Origin of the sequence: uncultured Erythrobacter sp. (assembly GCF_947499705.1) — a bacterium.
In the GTDB taxonomy this organism is placed as follows: domain Bacteria; phylum Pseudomonadota; class Alphaproteobacteria; order Sphingomonadales; family Sphingomonadaceae; genus Erythrobacter.
In genome coordinates, this window is the sequence record NZ_CANMPJ010000001.1 from 471156 (window position 1) to 487729 (window position 16574).

General features: G+C 61.6%; 14 protein-coding genes. 12 read left to right on the top strand and 2 right to left on the bottom strand.

Features of this window, described 5'->3' with window-relative positions:
• Window positions 1-55: 55 nt before the first annotated feature.
• On the bottom strand, window positions 56-1630 hold the full coding sequence (locus tag Q0837_RS02060; RefSeq protein WP_298464615.1) for an alpha/beta hydrolase: 1575 nt from the start codon (window positions 1628-1630) through the stop codon (window positions 56-58).
• 334 nt (window positions 1631-1964) lie between these two features.
• On the opposite strand from Q0837_RS02060, the gene Q0837_RS02065 reads away from it, so the two are divergent.
• Window positions 1965-4823 carry a YadA-like family protein gene (locus tag Q0837_RS02065; RefSeq protein WP_298464619.1) on the top strand — a complete coding sequence of 953 codons (2859 nt, stop codon included), beginning with the start codon at window positions 1965-1967 and terminating at the stop codon, window positions 4821-4823.
• A gap of 50 nt (window positions 4824-4873) precedes the next feature.
• On the opposite strand, the gene Q0837_RS02070 is transcribed toward Q0837_RS02065, so the two are convergent.
• Window positions 4874-5491: a DNA-3-methyladenine glycosylase 2 family protein gene (locus Q0837_RS02070; RefSeq protein ID WP_298464622.1), complete on the bottom strand. Its 618-nt coding sequence runs from the start codon at window positions 5489-5491 to the stop codon at window positions 4874-4876.
• A 129-nt stretch (window positions 5492-5620) separates the two neighbouring features.
• On the opposite strand from Q0837_RS02070, the gene Q0837_RS02075 reads away from it, so the two are divergent.
• From Q0837_RS02075 to mraY, 11 genes are all read left to right on the top strand, one after another.
• Window positions 5621-5938: a 2Fe-2S iron-sulfur cluster-binding protein gene (locus tag Q0837_RS02075; RefSeq protein WP_298469727.1), complete on the top strand. Its 318-nt coding sequence runs from the start codon at window positions 5621-5623 to the stop codon at window positions 5936-5938.
• Between the two features lie 228 nt (window positions 5939-6166).
• On the top strand, window positions 6167-7180 hold the full coding sequence (locus tag Q0837_RS02080; RefSeq protein WP_298464626.1) for a cysteine synthase A: 1014 nt from the start codon (window positions 6167-6169) through the stop codon (window positions 7178-7180).
• A gap of 21 nt (window positions 7181-7201) precedes the next feature.
• Entirely contained in the window at window positions 7202-7591 is a 390-nt protein-coding gene (locus tag Q0837_RS02085) for a hypothetical protein (RefSeq protein ID WP_298464628.1), read from the top strand.
• Complete coding sequence (locus Q0837_RS02090) at window positions 7572-8372, top strand: hypothetical protein (protein WP_298464631.1); 801 nt, start codon at window positions 7572-7574, stop codon at window positions 8370-8372. The genes Q0837_RS02085 and Q0837_RS02090 overlap by 20 nt, the downstream gene beginning before the upstream one ends.
• 393 nt (window positions 8373-8765) lie before the next feature.
• A complete protein-coding gene (locus tag Q0837_RS02095) occupies window positions 8766-9293 on the top strand; it encodes a division/cell wall cluster transcriptional repressor MraZ (protein WP_298464634.1) in 528 nt (175 codons plus the stop codon).
• A complete protein-coding gene (rsmH, locus tag Q0837_RS02100; RefSeq protein WP_298464636.1) occupies window positions 9290-10228 on the top strand; it encodes a 16S rRNA (cytosine(1402)-N(4))-methyltransferase RsmH in 939 nt (312 codons plus the stop codon). The genes Q0837_RS02095 and rsmH overlap by 4 nt, the downstream gene beginning before the upstream one ends.
• The gene (locus Q0837_RS02105) at window positions 10225-10785 is read left to right on the top strand and encodes a hypothetical protein (RefSeq protein WP_298464639.1); all 561 of its coding nucleotides are present in this window, start codon (window positions 10225-10227) and stop codon (window positions 10783-10785) included. The genes rsmH and Q0837_RS02105 overlap by 4 nt, the downstream gene beginning before the upstream one ends.
• Window positions 10782-12500 (top strand): penicillin-binding protein 2, encoded by a 1719-nt coding sequence (locus Q0837_RS02110; protein ID WP_298464642.1) that lies wholly within the window; start codon window positions 10782-10784, stop codon window positions 12498-12500. The genes Q0837_RS02105 and Q0837_RS02110 overlap by 4 nt, the downstream gene beginning before the upstream one ends.
• The gene (locus tag Q0837_RS02115; RefSeq protein WP_298464645.1) at window positions 12497-14017 is read left to right on the top strand and encodes a UDP-N-acetylmuramoyl-L-alanyl-D-glutamate--2,6-diaminopimelate ligase; all 1521 of its coding nucleotides are present in this window, start codon (window positions 12497-12499) and stop codon (window positions 14015-14017) included. The genes Q0837_RS02110 and Q0837_RS02115 overlap by 4 nt, the downstream gene beginning before the upstream one ends.
• Window positions 14014-15483, top strand: a complete 1470-nt coding sequence (murF, locus tag Q0837_RS02120; RefSeq protein ID WP_298464648.1) for a UDP-N-acetylmuramoyl-tripeptide--D-alanyl-D-alanine ligase — start codon at window positions 14014-14016, stop codon at window positions 15481-15483. The genes Q0837_RS02115 and murF overlap by 4 nt, the downstream gene beginning before the upstream one ends.
• A gap of 20 nt (window positions 15484-15503) precedes the next feature.
• Entirely contained in the window at window positions 15504-16574 is a 1071-nt protein-coding gene (mraY, locus tag Q0837_RS02125; RefSeq protein ID WP_298464651.1) for a phospho-N-acetylmuramoyl-pentapeptide-transferase, read from the top strand.

Consider the following 16574-nt stretch of genomic DNA (forward strand, 5'->3'; position numbering starts at 1 on the left):
GGGGTAGGCATGACAGCTAGTAATGAGACTGGGAATTGCAATCAGCGGCGCGGCGTCATTCCGGACTGGCGAGGAATTCCCGGACCAGATCGACAAAATGCGCCGATGCTGGCTCTCGGCCCAACAGCAAATGATTGTTGCTGTGCAGCCCCGCCAAGCGGGCATTGGGAATCCGCGCGGCAATCGAGCGGCCGGTGGCGAACGGGATCCGCAGATCGCCGCGACTGTGAACCACCAGCGTTGGGCATTGCACCTGTGCGAGCCGGTCGCGCACGTCGATGGTTGAGAACGCTTTCAAGAACCGCACCGCGTTGACCGCATTGGTCGTCTGGCGCTGGAATTCGTCGAACCAATCGAGTTCTTCCGGCAGGGCGTCGGGCATGAATGTTTGGGAGAACAGATGGCGATAGGCTGGGTTGTCGCTGCCCCAACCGGTCTCGGTCAGGACCATTACCGCCTCGCGCTCACGCACTTCGTCGGGAGTCGCAGTATGCACCCAACCGCAATCATAGGCCCCGAACAGGATTAGCTTGGAAACACGGTCGGGATGACGCGCGGCATATTCGATGGAAACCGCTGCGCCCTGACTGATCCCTAGAAGCGGAAAGCGATCAAGCCCGCTTGCATCGACGACACGTTCCAGATCCTCGACAAATTCGTCAAAGCCGATTTCACACCCATCCCAGTCTGAAAGGCCGCAGCCGCGCTCGTCATAGCGGATCACTTGGTGTGTGCGCGACAGGTCGCGGAACAGCGGGCTCCAGATCGGTGCGCCCCAATCAAGCTCCAGGTGATTGAGCCAATTCGCGGCCTTGATGAGGGGCGGGTTGGCTGGGTCGCCGATGCTTGCCCACGCAATGCCAACGCCGTCTCTCGTTTCGAGAAAGCGTATTTCCTGTTCGGGCAGGAGTTCGGCGGTATTTCCGGCTGCATCGCTATCTTCGATCTTGAATTCCGGCGGATCGATACCGGCTTCAAGAAATCTGGCTTTGAGTTCGCTGGCGAGCGCCTGCGCATCCTGCGCGCCAGTTGCGCAGTGGCGGTTTCGGAACGCACACAATGCCGCTTCGGGCGAAAACGGTGCAATCTCAATCCAGCGTTTCGACCAATAGTCCCGAATGTCCGCAGCAATCGCCAGCTCGGTTGCGAAGCGGCGGGCTAGGCGAACCTTTGCGCGTTCCAGATTGCTGCGGGCGCTTTCCAGCCAGATTGAATATTTGTGCTGGTTGGGCATCTCGCAGTCTTCAAGCAGCACACCGCTGCACGCCTGCCAAACTGCATAGGCCTCTGCCTCGCTGCAATCCGGATCGTTGGCTGCACGCGATAGGCGATCATGGTCGCTTGCCGCGTCGTCGGCCTCAAACCAGACCCCTGTGCGATCCGATCCGAGCCGTTCGGTTTCATCTTGATTCACGACTGGGCGCAGCTTGGAAAGCGACCAGCGCAGGGCAGCGAGAGGATCGTCAGGAGTGTCCCACAACAAGTCGCACAAGGACTGGCGCGAATGCGTGCCGGGCGAAAGGATCAGAAAGGCAAGCAGCGCGCGGGTTTTGCGCGAGGTCGGCATAGCGACCTCATTGCCGTCGGCGATGACGCCCAAACTGCCAATGGTGCGTATTTCAAGTGTCACTTTCACTCCGCATCACCGCCGGACGCCCAATCGTCGAGTTTCAGCCGCGGCGCGTTGTCGAGGATAGGGCGATTTGCTGCATCGCAGCAACGAAATTCAACCAATCTAACCGCAATTTCAACGCTTTTTGAGCGAAATTCCAACGCTGGTTCAAACGCTCGCTCCAACGCTTGGCACTTATCGATGGTCGGGCAGGGATGGTGTCTTGCCGGTAGGGTTGGGCCTGATCGCATCCAGCCTTCAGGCCCCGCCTTACTGACTCGGCACCCCTCGTGAAGGCAAGAAACCATCCCTGCAATCGAGACACCAATCACCTCGTCAGGGAAACCATCACATGAACAGACTCATCCTGCTTTCGAGCGCAGCTACTCTCGCCGTTTTCGCGTTTCAGCCAACCGAAGCAACAGCCACCGAATGCGCCAATGACGGAGTGGCGCCCGTCACTCCGCCAGACGACGGCGGAGTCGATCCTGAAAACACCGCGTGCGGTAGCGGCGCGGATGCATCAGGGAACAACTCGGCCAACACAGCCTTTGGCGCTGATTCGAACGCCAGCGGCAGTGGCGATGCCAACACGGCCATCGGATTTGAAGCCGATGCAAGCGAGTCGTTGGGCGGTACAGCCGTTGGCAGCCGCTCCAATGCAACCGGCCAAGATGCAGCCGCATTCGGCAGGGATAGCCTGGCTACCGGCATCGACGCGACGGCTCTCGGCCCGTTTGCAGAGGCTACTGGAGCCACTGCCATCGCAATTGGCGGCGACAGCACAGACGCTGGAGGAGCTGGCGCACAGGCCTCCGGCGACCGCGCCATCGCGATCGGCGCGGATGCTGCTGCGAGCGGAGAAGAATCGACCAGCCTGGGCGCACGGGCAGACGCTTCGAACGTGGACACTGTCGCAGTCGGCTCCGATGCTCGCGCAAGCGGGATCAATGGAGCAGCCTTCGGTGCACAGGCCAACGCGACCGGCATCAACTCGCTCGCGCTGGGATTTGACACCACCGCCAGCCAAGGCGACTCCACTGCGGTAGGCCGCGGTGCAGAGGCAACCGCCGAAGACGCAACCGCTGTCGGCGCCTTGAGCGACGCGACCGGAGTTAAAGCTATCGCTGTCGGTCTTGGTGCGCAGGCACTGGCCGATAACTCCATTGCTATCGGTACAGACGGCAATGACGCCGATGCCACTCCGGCTATCGCGGACAGTCTCAACGCTATCGCTATCGGCAGCGATACTCTGGCTTCGGGCGAATCCGCCGTCGCGCTGGGCCGCGCTGCTACGGCCACGGCCTTGAATTCTGTCGCAACCGGAGCCGGTGCGAACGCCAGCGGTGCACGGTCGGTTGCGGTTGGGAGAAGCGCAGCAGCTTCCGAAGCAGACGCGCTCGCCCTTGGCACCGAAACGGCCGCCAGCGGTGTCTCGTCGGTCGCAATCGGCAACAGAGCAAGTTCCGCGTCCGGTTTCACCATCGTTATTGGCGGAGACCAGGACGGCAATGGAACCGGAGCCAATGCAGACGGCACTGCCGGCGGCTCGGTCGTCATCGGTGCTGACGCTTCGGCAAGAAGCCTCAACGCCGTGATCATCGGTCGCCGTGCGAGCCACACTTCGGATAATGCTGTGGTCGTTGGCAACAACGCCTTTGCTCGCGGCGGTGCAGCGGTTGCGCTTGGCAGCGGAGCGAACACCAATGGCGCTTCGGCCTTGGCTGTCGGGACAAATTCCAACGCCGTTGGAGCACGAAGCATCGCCATCGGAGACGCTGATACGGATGGACAATTCGCCGTCGCGGTCGGTAACGCGGCGGAAGCCAGCGATGCACAGGCAGCCGCGTTTGGGTCGAACGCACGGGCGACGGGTGAAAACACGCTCGCACTCGGTTCCGATGTGCTCGCGTCGGGGACATCGACAATTGCTATCGGCAATGATGCGCAGGCAACGCGGCAGGGGTCGATTGCTATCGGATCGACCAACCCGAACTTGCGCGACGATCTGGAACAGGGCGCGCGGGCGACTGGTGCGCTTTCGATTGCACTCGGTACGCAGACCGTTGCGTCTGAGACCACCGCCATCGCCATCGGTTTTTCAGCGGACGGGCTTGAGGACGGCGCCACTGCGCTCGGCGCTAATGCACGAGCCGAGGCGCGCGAATCGGTGGCCATTGGTGACATTGCGCGCGCCACCGCTGAAAGATCTATCGCGCTGGGCCAGCGGACACGATCGGAGGGGGTGTCTTCAATCGCTATCGGCAGTGACGGTGACGATGACGATACCGATGGTCAACTGGGTGCGCTGGCACTTGGCACCCAAACGACTTCGCTGGGAGCCGATGCATTTTCGGCTGGAGTGAACACCACGGCTTTGGGCGCAGGCACTCAAGCGATTGGCGTTCAGTCGACTGCAGTTGGAGCAGGCGCTGGTGCTAGCGGTGTCGGGGCCCTCGCGTTTGGTGCATTCAGCCAGGCCCGCGGCAATTTCTCTACCTCGCTGGGCTTTGCGAGCTTCGCTCCGGCGCTGCAATCGACAGCCGTCGGCAGTGCGTCGCAGGCAACCGGCGAAAACGCCACAGCAATCGGTCGCCAGGCCCTGGCTCGCGCCAACCAGGCCACAGCTATCGGCAACGGCGCAACGGCAGACTTCGCTGCTTCGACTGCTGTCGGCACCGGCGCGGCGACCAATGCTGCCAATCAGGTGACGCTGGGCGGGACTGGCAGCTCGGTGAGGATCGGTGATCTCGAAGCCTCGACACTTGCCCAGCAAGGTCCGGTAGACGTGGTTACGGTCGATCAGAACGGCACGCTCGGCCGCCAGCAGGTCGCAACCGCCGCCTCGGTCCAGAACGTTCGCACCTCGCTGAATGCTCTGTCGCAGGTGTCGGACGCGCAGTTCGGCCAGCTCGAAACCAGCGTTCTCGCGCTTGATGGTCGTGTCTCCGGCCTCGAATTCCAGCTGCAGGACGTCGATCAGCGCCTGACCGGCGGCATAGCAGCCTCGATGGCGCTCGGCGGTCAGATGGTGGTTCCAGACAGCAATGTCAGCTTCAGCCTCAACGCCTCGACCTATCAGGGCGAACAGGGTTTTGCCGGATCGGTTTCGCTGCGCGCAGCCGAACGCATCTACATCTCCGCTGGCGTTGCCGGATCAACCGCTCCCGACAGCACAGGTGGACGTGTCGGCGTGGCCTTCGGGTTCTAAGCTGGAGAACGTGAGAAGCGGGCGCGCTCAGTCTTTGAGCGCGCCTGCTTTCAGAGCGCCGGATTGGCGTAGAAATGCCAAGTAAAGATCGCGATCGGGCCGCGATGCGGTCTCCAGCGTTCACCGATTTCTCTTAGCTCTTTTTCCTTCGGGCGTTCTTCGAGTTCCAGTAAGCGCTTCACGCCTTCCTGCACCGCCAGATCGCCTGCGGGCCACATATCGGCCCGGCCTTCGGCGAACAGCAGGTAAATTTCCGCTGACCAACGTCCGATGCCTTTGATCCGCGTCAGCTCTTCGATCGCTTCTTCGTCGTCTGCGGGCAGGGCCTCGAAGTCCAAATCGCCTGCATCGATAAGTTCGCAAAGCGACCGAGCGTAACCCTGTTTCTGGCGAGACAGCCCGCATGCGCGGAGTGTGTCGAAATCGCGTTTGAGCAAGCAGCCGGGTGTGAAATCCTCGCCCAATTCGGCTTCCAGCTTGTTCCACATCGAAGCCGCAGCCGCGACCGAGACTTGCTGGCCGACGATAGTGCGCAGCAACGTCTTATAGCCGCGATCCCGCAGGCGCGGTTCGGGGTAGCCAATTCGTTCAAGCTCCGCCGCAACCTTTGCGTCCTCGCTCGCAACTGCGTCCATCCCATCCTTGATCTGCTGCGCGGTAAGCCCCACGTCGTCTCCTCTTGGCAATTCTGTTAGCCCGCCCAAGCCTTGTCAGGCACTTTGGAACGTCCTAGCAGCGCCCGCGTCTTATCCCTAGCGCGCGTTCTTGCGCTCAATCATCCAAGAGGAATGAAACTCATGCCAAAGCTGGTCGTCACCAATCGCGAAGGCGAGACGAGCGAAATCGAAGTCGAAGATGGCCTGACCGTGATGGAAGCCATCCGCGACAACGGCTTTGACGAACTGCTCGCGCTGTGCGGCGGATGCTGCTCGTGTGCGACGTGCCACATCCATGTCGATGGCGGCGCAACTGACAAGCTTCCGGCGGTCAGCGAAGATGAAGACGATCTGCTCGAAAGCAGCGATCACCGCACCGAAACCTCGCGCCTGTCGTGCCAGATTCCGTTCACCGCTGAGCTTGACGGATTGAAGGTAACTATCGCGGCGGAAGATTAAAGACGCCTTTGGTGCGAGTGCTCGCATCCGCGAGCACTCCTCGGCGCTATTCCTTCACTCCGCTACGGAGCACCTGCGGAGGCGCTTGCAGGTGTGCTTCGCACGTCTGCGTCTTCGCCTTCGACTCCGCGCTTGCGGCTGCTGCGCAACCGATTGGACAAGCCTCCTTATCTGTCTGGGTAGCTGTTCTACGTTGCTGAGCGAGCCATGGCAGCCTAAATCCCGCCCATGAACATCACTCAACCTATCGGCGATACGCTCGCCCTGATTGGCAACACTCCGATTGTCCGGCTCGCCGGTCCGAGCGAGGCGGCGGGCTGTGACATTTGGGGCAAGTGCGAATTTGCCAATCCCGGTTCCAGCGTGAAGGACCGCGCGGCGCTTTTCATGATCCGCGATGCGGAAGAGCGCGGCGAGTTAAAGCCCGGGGGGACTGTGATCGAAGGCACTGCGGGGAACACCGGGATCGGTATCGCGCTGGTCGCCAACGCGCTCGGCTACAGGACGATCATCGTCATGCCGGACAATCAGTCCAAGGAAAAGATGGACACGCTTCGCGCTTTGGGCGCGGAACTGGTCCTTGTTCCGCCGACCAAATATGCCGATCCGTGCCACTTCCAGCACACTTCGCGCCGCATGGCCGACGAGACCGAAGGCGCGATCTGGGCGGGGCAATTCGACAACACCGCCAATCGCCGCGCGCATATCGATGGCACTGCAAAAGAGCTGTGGGAGCAGCTGGGCGGCAAGATCGATGGTTTCACATGCGCGGCAGGGACTGGCGGCACGATTGCCGGGGTTGGCATGGGCCTGAAAGAAAAAAACCCCGATGTCCGCATAGCTTTGACCGATCCGCACGGCGCGGCGCTCTACAATTACTACGCACATGGCGAACTGAAAGGCGAAGGCTCCTCGGTCGCCGAAGGCATTGGGCAGGGGCGAATAACCGCAAACCTCGAAGGCGCTCCGATCGACACCCAGTTCCGCATTTCCGATGAGGAAGGGCTGGAGTGGGTAGAGAAGCTGCTGCGCGATGAAGGCCTGTGCCTTGGCCTTTCCAGCGGCATTAACGTCGCGGGGGCGATTGCGCTGGGCAAGCAATTGGTCGCGGACGGCCGTGAAAACCCCCAGGTCGCGACGATCTTGTGCGACACCGGCTTTCGTTATCTTTCGACGCTCTTCAACGCTGAATGGCTCGCGTCGAAGAACCTGCCGGTCTTCGACTGGCTGGCGCAGGCGTAATCGTCCTGTTAGGTAGCCGGCATGGCCACCATCAACCCGTCTGACCGCTCCGACGAGCAGCAGCGCGAAGCCGAGCGCGACGGCGCGCCGCTCGGCGGAACCCGAGCCGAAGCCATGCAGCGCCTGCAAGTCGGCCTGTTCGGTCTGTTCAGTATGGTTCTGGTCGTGGGTGTCGCGAACATCGTCTACAACCGCGCGCAGCAGACCGAAGACAGCGCCGTACCCGAGGCTGCACCGACCACCGAGCCAACCGAAGCACCGCCGCAGCGTGATCCACTGGTCGACGCCGGTATCCTGCCCGATGTGACGACAGAGCCCGAGGCTGAAGAAGAGGCGACGACCGTTCCGGATGTCCCGGCGACCGAGGACACCGATCTGGAAGCCTCCAACGATGATCCGAAAGATCCGTAAGGTAACACTTGCCGCGCTGGCCGTATTGACGCTTTCTGCGTGTGACGAGACGCGCGATTGCGGTGGCGCGCCGGCTCAGAAAACCGAGATAGAAGGCGATTTGCCTAAGTTGGGGTTGATGACCAGCTTGCCGATCTACTGGTCGCTGGATGCAGACATTGCGAACCTGGCGCAGGGCAATGGCGAGAAGCCGTGGCAGCGCCAATTGCTCGAAAAGCAGTTCAAACTCGTTCCACTCGATACGCTGACGCCAATTCCAGGATTTTCCCCGGACGAACCCGAAACCGATCCGCTCGCCGGACTCGACCGGCTCGCAGTGATACAGCCGCGCGGCCTTTCCCCAGCGGACAATGTTGCACTGGATGAGTGGGTTCGTGCTGGCGGGCATTTGCTGATCGCGCTCGATCCGATGCTGACAGGAGATTACGACCTACCCTTGGGTGACCCGCGCCGACCGGTCGATATGGCGATGGTTCCGCCGGTTGTGTCGCGCTGGGGACTGGCGGGGGGAGTGAATCTAGGTCAGCCCAGAAAGGTGTCCTATGCGCAGTTGCCAAGCGGCTCGGTACCGCTCCTGATGTGGGGTGAGAGCCGTGTTGTTGTCGTGGATGGAGGCCTGAATGGCTGCCGGACGCACGAGAGCCTTGCTTTGGCACACTGCGACAATGTCGGAGAGGGGACCGTCACCTACCTTCATGATGCGGCAGTGTTCGAGCACGAAGAGCTTGTTGGAGAAAACGGAGAAGGGGTGAAGGCCCTTCTGAATTTTGCCTTCCAATGAGTCGCTCATCGGGGAAATCACGGGAAAACGCCGCGCGACTCCGGGGAAAATACGGGCCGCAAAGGGATTCGCACGCAAAAACAGGCAATTGGCGGGGCAAGTTCACTCCCGGCTTGGCATCAGCCTGCCGAATTCCGGGGAATCGACTGAGAGTGAAATCGCTATAAAACAACATTTTACCGCTTAATCCCTAGATTTCCCGCAAAAACCCTTGCCATCCCGCTCTCATCCCGGATATGTCCGGCTTCCATCAGACATGCCTGTTTGTGTCGCGTCGCCCATCTGGGTTGGCGCGCTGCTCCCGCTCGCGCGGGCGCAGATGGGGAAGGCGTGTCCGGTGTGGGATGTCGGCGGGATATTTCGCCGAGACGGGACTGAAGGGGATGAAAGCGCGTGTCAGCGTTTGGAGGATATAGTGGACAAGCCTATTCGCCCGCCGGCGATAAGGGCCGCTTTGTCCTGCCTCCTGCCTTCCGCAAGGCGGTGAAAGACAGCTCCGCCAACAACAAGATTCTTTGCCTCGCTGCGCATGACCGGTTCGATTGCCTCGTCGGCTTTGGCCTGTCGCGCACCGAGAAACTGCACCAGCAGCTCGACCGCGAAGAAGAGCGCGCGATTCGCCTTCAGCAGGACGATTTCGACCGCGAAGTGCGTGCACAGCAGCTGTTCGGCTTCGAGCAATTGCCGTTCGATGACAGCGGGCGGTTTGTGATGCCTGACCATTTGCGCGATCTCGGCAAGATCGATGCTGGCCTGTATTTTCAAGGCGCAGGCGATTTCTTCTTTGTTTGGAACCCTGAAGAGCTCGGCCGGATGGACGCCGCCTGGAAAGGCGCTCAGGCGACCTGCGCCAAGCTTGTTGCCGAGGCGAACGTCAAAGCCGCCCAAAAGGGATCAGGCAAAAAAGGGGGGGCGAAATGAACGCTCCCCACGTTCCTGTCCTGCTTGATGAAGTGGTTGCGGCAATGGCTCCGCAGCCCGGAATGGGCATCGTCGATGCGACCTTCGGAGCTGGCGGTTATTCGACCGCGCTGCTCGAAGCGGGCGCGCGCGTCTATGCCTTCGACCGCGATCCCACAGCGATCCGCGATGGTGCCGCTTTGGCTGCGCGCTTCGAAGGACAGCTAACGCTGCATCAAGTGCGTTTTGCTGCCATGGCCGACGAGTTGAATGCGCTCGGCGTCCAGAGTGTCGATGCTGTTGTCATGGATATCGGTGTCTCGTCGATGCAGCTCGATCAGGGTGAGCGCGGATTTGCGTTCTCGCATGACGGCCCGCTCGACATGCGCATGAGCCAGGACGGCGAGAGCGCGGCGGACTTTCTCAATTCCGCCGACGAAGCCGCGATTGCCGATGTGCTCTACGAATACGGCGAAGAGCGTCAGTCGCGCCGCGTTGCAAGGGCGATTGTGGCTGCGCGCCCGCTTGAGACGACCAGCGAACTCGCTCGGATCGTGCGCAAGGCGCTCGGCCACAAACCGCACGACAAAAAAGATCCTGCGACCCGCACATTCCAGGCGGTGCGCATCCACGTGAACGATGAGCTGGGCGAACTGCGTGCGGGTCTTGCTGCTGCCGAAGCTCTGCTGCGCGAAGGTGGTGTTCTGGCGGTGGTCAGCTTTCACAGCCTCGAGGACCGGATCGTGAAGCGCTTCCTGAAAGAAGCCTCGGGCGCCGGTCGGGCTGTTTCGCGGCATCTGCCCGGTGAAATTGCCGGTCCGCCACCAACGTTTGCCAAGGTCTCAAAGGCCATTCGTCCGAGCGACGAAGAAGTCGCGCGTAACCCGCGCGCGCGGTCATCGATCCTGCGTCACGCAGTTCGCACCGCCGCTCCAGCAGGAAAGGGTGCAGCATGATTGTCAACGGTTCACGCATGCGCCAGATCGGCTGGCTCGCGTCCCTCGGCCTGTGCCTCGGCATCTTTATGGTGCTGAGCTTCAATGTGCACGCGGTGAAGAGCGAAGTGCTGCTCGCCGAGCGCAAAATTGTGTCACTCGAGCGTGAAACGCTGCTGCTCGAAACCGAATTCCAGACCCGCGCCAGCCAGCGCCAGCTTGCGAACTGGAATGCGGTCGAATTCGGCTATGAGGCGCCGCGCGCCGATCAATACATCGATGGCCAGCGCCAGCTCGCCAGCCTCGGACAGCCGCAGGCGCCTGGAGCGCCAGCGCCGATCCGCGTGGCGCGCGCCGACACGGGTGATGACAGCGTGCCGATGCCTGCCATTGACATGGTTTCGCCCCTGACCGGAGAGCCGATCACGCTTGCCTCCGCCAATATCGAAGTCGATGCGGCAGAGACTTTCACCGACGCGTTTGGCGATTTTCTCGTCGAAGCATCACCCATTCGTGCGGCTCAGGCGCAGACATTGATCCCCGACGCTACAGCGCTGACCGACGAGGCGAGTGAATGACGGCCTATGCCGCGCAGGCGGCTGTGCCGCTCGGGCGCGTCCAGCTGGTTCATCTGCGCTACCAATCATTGCTGACCGCGCGCTGGCGCGTTCTGTGGATCGCCATCATCTTCGCTGCTGTGGCGGCGGCTGCGGTGCTGCGCATCGCGGTGCTCGGCTTTGTTGGCGGCACGCCTGATCGCGGCAGCCTTGCCGAGCAATTGCTGCCTCCGCGCGGGGAGATCACCGACCGCAATGGCGCGCCGCTAGCGCGTGCGTTTCCGGCCTATGCGATGTGGTTCGATCCCGAAGCGATGGGCGATAACGGTTCGCCGCTCGTGCGTTCTCCGCAGGATGTCGCGGCTCAGCTTAATGCGATTTTTCCCGATATGGAAACGGCGAAGACGGCGCAGCGCCTGGCCTCGGGCCGCGCTGGCTATCTGCGTCGCCGCGTCCTTCCTGAAGAAGCCAACAAGGTCTTTGAACTGGGCGAGATTGCGCTGCAATTCCCGCGCGAAAATGATCGCCACTATCCGCAAGGCTCCCTCGCCGCGCACGTGCTTGGCTATGTCGTCGAAGGCGAAGGCGGACGGCTCGGCATGGAAGAAGTGCTGAACGATCAGCTCCGCGATCCCGAACTGCGTGCGGACTCCGTCGCGCTGTCCATCGACGTTCGGGTGCAGGGCGCGCTGGAAGAAGAGTTGCGGCGCGGCATGCTGGCGACCGACGCAATCGGGGCGGCGGGCATCGTGCTGGATGTCGATACTGGTGAAGTGATGGCGCTTGCCTCGCTACCCGAATTCGATCCCAACGTGGTCGGCGCGCAGGGTGCCCCAAACGAATTCAACCGCGCCACAAACGGGGTCTACGAGCTCGGATCGACGTTCAAGCCGCTAACAGTTGCAGCGGCGATTGACGCGGGCGTGGTGCGCAACCTTTCGAAGCAATGGGACGCGAGCACAGTCGAGGTCGGCAATCGGAAGATCCGCGATCTGCATCCCAAGGGCAACACGCTCAATGTGCCTCAGGCGCTGGTCTATTCGTCCAACACCGTGACCGCGCGCGTGGCCGATCAGCTCGGCTCGGAACGATTGCAGCAGATGCTGCTCGACCTAGGCATGGACAAGCGTCCGTTCATCGAGCTGCCAGCGCGCGGCAAACCGCTATGGCCGCAGGATGCGGACAATCGCCACACCAATATGGTGATCGGCTATGGCCACAGTCTCTCGGTTACGCCTTTACATCTCGCCAGCGCCTACGCGGCAATGGTCAACGGAGGAATCTGGCGTCCGACAACCTTGCGTAAACTCGATGCCGAAGATGTTCCGCGTGGTAAGCGTGTTTTCAAAGCGTCGACGTCGGCGCGGATGCGGCAGATGCTGCGGATGATCTCGCTCTACGGGACGGGGCGCAGCGCCGATGCCAAGGGCTTCCGCGTCGGCGGCAAAACCGGTTCGGCGGAGAAACCGCGCAGAGGCGGCTATTCCAAAACCGCTCTGATCACGACCTTCGCAGCTGCGTTCCCGATGGATCGCCCACGCTATGTCGTGGTCGCGATGCTCGATGAACCGCGCGGGACGCTCGCAAGTTCCTTCCAGCGCACGGCGGCGTTCAACGCCGGTCCGGTAGTCGGACGGCTGGTGCCACGGATCGGGCCTATGCTTGGCGTGCGGCCTGACAATCGCCGCGATGTCGATATCAGCGATCTCAGATATTTGGTTGAGGGACGCAAATGAAGCTCGCGGGGCTGGCCGAGCGCGCGGGGGTGGCCTGTCCGGATGCAGAGGATGCGACCGTAACGGGCTTCGCTATCGATCATCGCAAGGTCGCGCCTGGCACAGTGTTCGGTGCGTTTCGCGGCGCGAAGTTCAATGCCGAGGATTTTATCCCGGCTGCCATCGAGTCCGGTGCGGTAGCGGTCGTGACTAGGCCGGACGTGCCCGTCAAAGGCGCAGTGCGTATTGCGAGCGAAGAGCCGCGCCGGACCTTCGCTATGCTTGCCGCGCAGTTCTTCACGCCTGTGCCGGAAATGCTGGTTGCGGTCACTGGAACCAACGGCAAGACTTCGACCGCCGAGATGACGCGCCAGATCTGGCGCATGTGCGGGGAACGGGCTGCCAGCATCGGAACGCTCGGGGTAACCACGCCTGACGGCAGTATCTCAACCGGCCTGACCACGCCCGATATCGTAACGTTCCTTAGTAATATGAGTGGCTTGGCGCGCGAGGGCGTGACCCATGTCGCCTATGAGGCGTCGAGTCACGGTCTCTCGCAATACCGCAACGAAGGGCTGCGCGTATCCGCCTGCGCCTTCACCAATTTCAGCCGCGACCATCTCGATTACCACGGTACGATGGACGAGTATTTCGCGGCCAAGATGCGCCTGTTCGACGAAGTCGTCGAGCGAGGCGCGCCAGCCATCATCTGGGACGGCGGGGAAATATGCGAGTGGACCCGCCGCGCCATCGAGCACGCAATTTCCCAAGACTTGCGTGTTCGGACAGTGGGCGAGCGAGGCGAGTTCCTCCGCCTCGCCGCCCGCGAGGCGACCCCGCTGGGGCAGACGATCAAGATCGAACATGAGGGTTGGGAACGAACCATCAAGCTGCCGCTCATCGGTGCCTATCAGGCGGCGAATGCACTGTGCGCGGCGGCCTTGGCAATATCGACAGGATCGGAACCGGCGCAGGTTTTCGACGCGGTGTCCCGGCTTCAACCGGTGCTCGGGCGCCTTGAACGCGCGGCCATCACTCCCGTCGGTGCTCCGATCTATATCGACTATGCGCATACCCCTGATGCCCTCGAAGCGGCCATCGCAGCCCTGCGTCCGCACGTGGATGAGGCGAAAGGCGGTAAGCTGATCGTGGTGTTCGGAGCAGGCGGTGATCGCGACAAAGGCAAGCGTGGGCCGATGGGAACTGCTGCAGCCTATGGCGCAGAAGTAGTGATTGTGACCGATGACAATCCACGCGGAGAGAAACCGAAGAATATCCGTGAGGCGATCTTGCGCGGCCTGGGAGAGATCGATGCGGGTGCTCGGATGGATTCCGGATTCGACATTGGAGACCGGCGAGAAGCGATCGCCAAGGCGATCGAACTCGCGGGCGAAAGCGACATCATTCTCGTGGCGGGCAAAGGCCACGAACAGGGACAGATAGTGGGATCTGGAGAGAATATGCGAGTATTGCCGTTCGACGACGTGCAGGTGGCACGCGAATGCGCTGCTGAATCTGCCAAAGGAGCGAATGCATGAACGCTCGGGCATTGTTGCAGGGGGCATTGAAAGCATGGCCGGTCGATCCACGCGATCGACTGCCGTTATCTCTTTGGTACTCCCGCGATATCGAGATCGCCACGGGTGGAACTTCCACGCATCACTTTCAGGCCGCCGGGGTCGAGATGGACTCCCGCGATGTGCGTCCGGGCGATCTGTTCGTCGCGCTGAAGGGCGAGGCGATGGATGGTCACAAATTCCTGCCGCAGGCTTTTGCCGCAGGGGCTGTCGCGGCGATCACGGATCGCCCGGTCGATTTCCCGCATGTGCTGGTCAAAGATACGACCAAGGCGCTGCACGATCTGGCCCACGCCGCGCGCGATCGCGGCGATGCCGTGCGGATCGCTGTTACCGGCTCAGTCGGAAAGACGGGGGTCAAGGAAGCGATCTTCAACGCGCTTGACCGTGCAAGCCGGGGTGGGGCGCATCGCTCGGTTCGCAGCTACAACAACCATGTCGGCGTTCCGCTCAGCCTCGCACGCCTTCCGGCCCGCGCACGCTACGGTGTGTTCGAGATGGGTATGAACCATGCGGGCGAGATCGCGCCGCTTGCGGATCACGTCCGGCCCGATGTCGCGCTGATCACAACAATTGCGCCTGCCCATATCGAGAACCTCGGCAGCATGGAGGCGATTGCCGACGAGAAATCGCAGATCTTCACCGGACTGGTCGATGGCGGCACCGCAATCATTCCAGCGGACAGCGAATACACTGCGCGAATGATCGACCATGCCCGCAAGCTGGGCGTGAAGACCGTAACATTCGGACGCAATGAAGGCGCGGATGTGCGTCTGCTTGACGCGATCCCCCGCGAGAATGGTGGGTCGTTGGTCACCGCCGATCTGGGCGATCAAAGGCTCTGCTACACCATCGCTGAACCCGGCGAGCACTGGATCACCAATTCGCTTGGCGTCATGGCGGCAGTTCGCGCGGCTGGCGGAGACTTGGCCGCAGCCGGATTAGCTTTGGCCGAAATGGGCGGGCTGAAAGGACGCGGCGCGCGGTTCGATATCGAAGTCACTGGCGGCAAGGCGCTGATGGTTGATGAAAGCTACAACGCCAACCCGGCTTCAATGCGCGCGACACTGCGGCAATTGGGTCAAACCCCCGCACATCGCAGGATCGCAGTGCTGGGCAGTATGAAGGAGCTCGGCGACTTCTCGGCGAAGTTCCACCGTCAGCTTGCCGAACCGATTGCCGAAGCGAAAATCGACCACGCGATACTAGTCGGGGACGAAATGCGAGACCTTGCGGCAGAATTGGGGAAAGACACTGGCGATTCGCTTGGCATTCCGGGCAGCTTCGCGCATTGCGAAGGGCCTGCCGAGGCGATCGCGGCGCTCGAGCAATTCGAACTCACCCATGGCGATGCGATACTTGTAAAGGGCTCCAATTCGGTTGGCCTGGGCAGGCTGGTGTCACATTTTACAAGCGCCCCAGGGTAAGCGGGGGGCAAGGGATCTGAATGCTCTACCTACTCGCCGAATGGCTGGGCTTTGAAGGCATTTTCAATCTGGTGCGTTACCAGACCTTTAGGGCTGGAGCGACGCTGGTCACGGCTTTGTTCATTGGCCTGATCATCGGGCCAAAGTTCATCAACCTGCTGCGCGTTCGGCAGGGCAAGGGGCAGCCGATCCGTGAGGATGGGCCGCAAACGCATCTGGCCAAGCGCGGCACGCCGACGATGGGCGGGCTGATGGTGATCATCGCCCTCATCCTGTCGCTGTTCATCTGGATGGACCCGCGCAATCCGCTGGTCTGGGCCTGCATCGCGGTGACGCTCGGCTTTGGCATCATTGGCTTCATGGACGACTACGACAAGGTTGCGAAGAACAGCCATGCCGGCGTGTCAGGCAAAGTGCGGCTCGCGCTCGAATTCATCGTCGCGGGCGTGGCATCCTACATCATTGTCAGCCAGATCAGCACCGATCTGTATGTCCCGTTCTTCTCCGATGTGCAGATCCCGCTCGGGCCGTTCTATTACATCTTTGCCGCGACGATCATCGTCGGGTTCGGCAACGCGGTAAACCTGACCGACGGGCTTGATGGTCTTGCGATCATGCCGGTGATTATCGCTGCTGGTACATTTGCGATCATCGCGTATCTCGTCGGGCGCTCCGACTTCAGCGAATATCTCGGCATCCCGCATGTGGTCGGCGCAGGTGAATTGGCGATCTTCTGCGCGGCGATCATGGGCGGGGGCCTCGCGTTTCTCTGGTTCAACGCACCGCCTGCTGCGGTCTTCATGGGCGACACCGGCTCGCTTGCATTGGGCGGAGCGCTGGGAGCTATCGCCGTCGCGAGCCATCACGAGATCGTGCTGCTGATCGTCGGCGGATTGTTCGTGGTCGAAACGGCCAGCGTCATCATTCAGGTTTTCTGGTTCAAGCGGACGGGCAAGCGCGTGTTCCGCATGGCCCCGATCCATCACCATTTCGAGCAGCTTGGTTGGAGCGAAAGCAAGGTTGTGATCCGGTTCTGGATCATCGCCATTGTGCTGGCGCTGGCCGGGCTGGCCACGTTGAAAGTGAGGTAA

Bases quoted from the DNA above. Each gene is read 5' to 3' on its own strand.
- rsmH (WP_298464636.1), top strand. From the start codon at position 9,290: ATGAACGCTCCCCACGTTCCTGTCCTGCTTGATGAAGTGGTTGCGGCA.
- mraY (WP_298464651.1), top strand. From the start codon at position 15,504: ATGCTCTACCTACTCGCCGAATGGCTGGGCTTTGAAGGCATTTTCAAT.
- Q0837_RS02090 (WP_298464631.1), top strand. From the start codon at position 7,572: ATGATCCGAAAGATCCGTAAGGTAACACTTGCCGCGCTGGCCGTATTG.
- Q0837_RS02110 (WP_298464642.1), top strand. From the start codon at position 10,782: ATGACGGCCTATGCCGCGCAGGCGGCTGTGCCGCTCGGGCGCGTCCAG.
- Q0837_RS02085 (WP_298464628.1), top strand. From the start codon at position 7,202: ATGGCCACCATCAACCCGTCTGACCGCTCCGACGAGCAGCAGCGCGAA.
- Q0837_RS02115 (WP_298464645.1), top strand. From the start codon at position 12,497: ATGAAGCTCGCGGGGCTGGCCGAGCGCGCGGGGGTGGCCTGTCCGGAT.
- Q0837_RS02080 (WP_298464626.1), top strand. From the start codon at position 6,167: ATGAACATCACTCAACCTATCGGCGATACGCTCGCCCTGATTGGCAAC.
- Q0837_RS02065 (WP_298464619.1), top strand. From the start codon at position 1,965: ATGAACAGACTCATCCTGCTTTCGAGCGCAGCTACTCTCGCCGTTTTC.
- murF (WP_298464648.1), top strand. From the start codon at position 14,014: ATGAACGCTCGGGCATTGTTGCAGGGGGCATTGAAAGCATGGCCGGTC.
- Q0837_RS02075 (WP_298469727.1), top strand. From the start codon at position 5,621: ATGCCAAAGCTGGTCGTCACCAATCGCGAAGGCGAGACGAGCGAAATC.
- Q0837_RS02105 (WP_298464639.1), top strand. From the start codon at position 10,225: ATGATTGTCAACGGTTCACGCATGCGCCAGATCGGCTGGCTCGCGTCC.